The organism is Pirellulales bacterium (assembly GCA_036490175.1).
Classification (GTDB): domain Bacteria; phylum Planctomycetota; class Planctomycetia; order Pirellulales; family JACPPG01; genus JACPPG01.
In genome coordinates this window covers 1-3,113 of sequence record DASXEJ010000012.1, presented here as the reverse complement: position 1 = coordinate 3,113, position 3,113 = coordinate 1, and the positions used below count along the sequence as shown (strand labels likewise).

Genomic DNA, 3,113 nt, shown 5'->3' with positions numbered 1-3,113 from the left:
TCTCGGATTTGACTTCCGCGCCTTGCAAGGCCCCGTCGACGATTTGCCAATGGCCCTTGGCCATCGTCCACGGCTTGCCCGGCAGCGAACTGAAATCGTCGCTGAGCAAGAGCTTGCCGCGATCGGCCATGAGCGTCTGCGGCTCGTCAGCCGTGTCGGCCGCGAAAGCCCCGGCAGTGGTGATGCTCGAGGCCGTCAGCAGGGCGAACGCGATGAGGGTCTTCGATGAAACGAGCCGCATGATGACAATTCCTCGGGCCACTGGCCGCCGTAAAAGATAGAGATGCTCTGCACTTCGTATCAGCTAACAGACGCACGGCATGCGTCACTTATCGCCTTCAATCCGGAAAATATTCGACGGAATTACCGCGGGCTCAGCCCGGCACGGACCTAGTTTAGCATCGCAATTGTGGGAAGCTGGAGGGCCGCAAGCCTATTGGGCCCCTGAAGATCGCTCTGCGTTGTACGGAGCAGCTCGCGCAGCAGCCGCTCGCAATTCGCCGTTCCACCCTCAACGGCGGTCGGCATCTTTTTATGCAACTCCAGGACTAGTCGCGCCATCGAAGGATCAGTCCGCAGCCGACGCTCGATTGTCATGAATAGGAGTCGATCTGCGCCCGGCTCGGCCGGCGGATGTATCAAGTTAATTGCGCGGCCAGCGATGTCGCGCGCTTCTTCGTCCGTAATTGGTTGGTTCGCGAGTCGAACCAACAATCCGGCCAATCGAAACCTCGGCTCTAAGCTTGTGTCCGACATAAAGCTGTGGCTGAGAATCGAAGAGGTAACTGGCAGCGCGCCGACGGAAGCCAAACGGCCTAAGAGCCGTAAAAGCCCCAGCTTTTCCGGACGGGACTCGAGCTCCGCCTGCCACACTTTGGCCCATTCATCGTCGTTATTTTCGGCGCGAAAGTACACGCCCAATGTGTTAAGGCGCCCGATGTAATCGTAAAAATCGATCCAGCCTGGTAGGTCCTCGGCGTTTTTTGGGACGCCGACCACGTTCTCGTACCAGTAATGCCGGGTATCAGATTCGACCAGTCGTCGCAGCTCAGTGGGTGTCACACAGCGCACTAAGCCGCCGGTATGCGCAGACGCACGGCATAAATGCCATGCAAACAATTGTACGAATTGAGGTGCCGAGACGGTTTGGGTGAGCGTATGTAGCTCGCGGATAGCTTGGTCGCGGTGGGTTCGTATTTCAGCGGTAAGCCCCCACTGCCCGACCGGAAAGCCACGCACCGCAATTTTAGCATCAAAGGGCCGAAGACGGTCATAGGGCACGTCAAAGTCGCTCGAATTGATCCCGGCCGATTTCCAGCGACTCTCTGCGGCGCGCCAGTCGTCAACAAAGCCAAAGAGCCCCCGCTCCAATTCGTCGGCCATCGCGAGCAAATCAGCGCCCGACTCAGCGGCGAACAGACACGCCGCGACTGGCCACGGCAGCCGAGCCAGGTGAGGCCGGTGGGCAGCCTGCCAACCGTCGCTTGCACAGTTTCGTAGCAGCAGTGAAAGGGTTGTGTGGCTCGGATCAACGGAGTAGTCTCGCAGGGAGGTGATAGGCAGCCATTCTGGAATTGGGAGAGACAGGTCGTTCCAATCTCCGCCGTGCGTCGACGTGCCTATAAGCAAATCGCCCAAGGAGTCAACGCTGGCTAAATTGAAGAAAAAACCACCTTGATTTGATCTGGAAAATCGGAAGGGAATTTCTATTGAGGTTGCTGACCTACTGAATAGACGGGAAAGCAACAACAGCCGCCTTGGCGACATAAGTTCGCCACATTTGGCCAGCAATTCCGTGAATTGACTCACTTTCAGTCCTGCCAACGCATCATCGAGCTTTTCGTTCAGCCACGGATTGTCACTGAAATGCGCGGTCGCCACACGAAAGATCGCCATCCGCGACGCCGTATCGGCTGGCCATTTCTGTTCAGCGCGTTCGCGCGCCCAAGGAATCTCCATCGCAGCAAGCCGGCTTAGCAGCGCCCACCCGCCGAGCGCCAAACTGATTTCAGACTGGCCAGTGCGCACTTTCACCTCGGCCTCGAATACATTAGCTACGTCTTCGTTGTAGACGGTCGCCAACCGCTGACTTGTGGTTGCCACCCCTTCATGTTCGTCCGAGGACTCTGGTTGCGCGAGCATCTGAAGCGCGACCCGTGTAAGATGGCGTGCATGGTTCGGGCTCTCGCGGACTATTCCGCTCTGTAAGACGTCGAGCGCAAGCTCCGACCCGGAACGGGTGAGAGCGACAACCTGATCAGACGAGTTGTTCATGTCTTCACACAAGGACCGTACAAAGTCCTGGAGGTGCCGCGATTGCGCGTCACCGAAACACCTACCAATACCAAATAAAATGACATTGCGCCAATAAGCGTTCGGGGCGATCGCTACGAGCCTGTTCCGTATCACGTCTGGAGGCCCGGTCATCAAGCACTCCGCGGCCATATATTCCTGAAGAGACCGGACATCGAACGACAATTCGCCGTCGACGCGACTCGTGAGGAATACGAGCCGTTGCCTCGCCGCTTCTGTTATCTGCCTGACGAGTTCGTTTCGTTCCGCGGTCCGCTTACCAGCTTCGGACAGGTAACCCTCGACCAGGTGCTGGAACCGATCGATCGAAAGGCTAACCGAGCCATCGCTGGCGCTTTCGCCCTCGTACTGCAACCAAAAGCCGACATCGTGGTGCAACCGATCAATGATAGTTTGCTGCTTGCTCAGTACCCTGTCGTAAGGTGGTACCGCCTTTTGCCGCTCCCGATCATAGATAGTCTGGTAGTATTTTTGAAAGAGTTGCCATCTGTCTTCGCCGGGATCCCCGCTCGCTGCTACGACCGTAGCCATAAATGTGACTTGCAGCGGCGATACCATCAATTGTGCCGTAAGGTCGTTGGCGGCGCTCCTGCGCAACGTCGCAACAATATCTTGCGCGCGGGGTGGATCGCTCGCGCCGAAACGTGCGTCAGCATACCGACTCACGTATTGCAGAGCGCGCGCTTTGGACAATGGGAGAATGTGACGGAATGCGACGACTCCACTCGCGAACTCGCCGCCATAGCCTTGTTGTCGCGAAGTAGCGACGACAAGCATATCGGCGCGGGCCTGCCGGGCTT

The 3,113-nt window shown here is 57.6% G+C and carries 2 protein-coding genes; both read right to left on the bottom strand.

The features are described from left to right. On the bottom strand, nt 1–241 hold a 241-nt coding region (locus VGG64_01100; protein HEY1598167.1), incomplete at its 3' end, for a hypothetical protein. A gap of 149 nt (nt 242–390) precedes the next feature. Beyond that, on the bottom strand, nt 391–2,871 hold the full coding sequence (locus VGG64_01095; protein HEY1598166.1) for a hypothetical protein: 2,481 nt from the start codon (nt 2,869–2,871) through the stop codon (nt 391–393). Nucleotides 2,872–3,113: the final 242 nt, after the last annotated feature.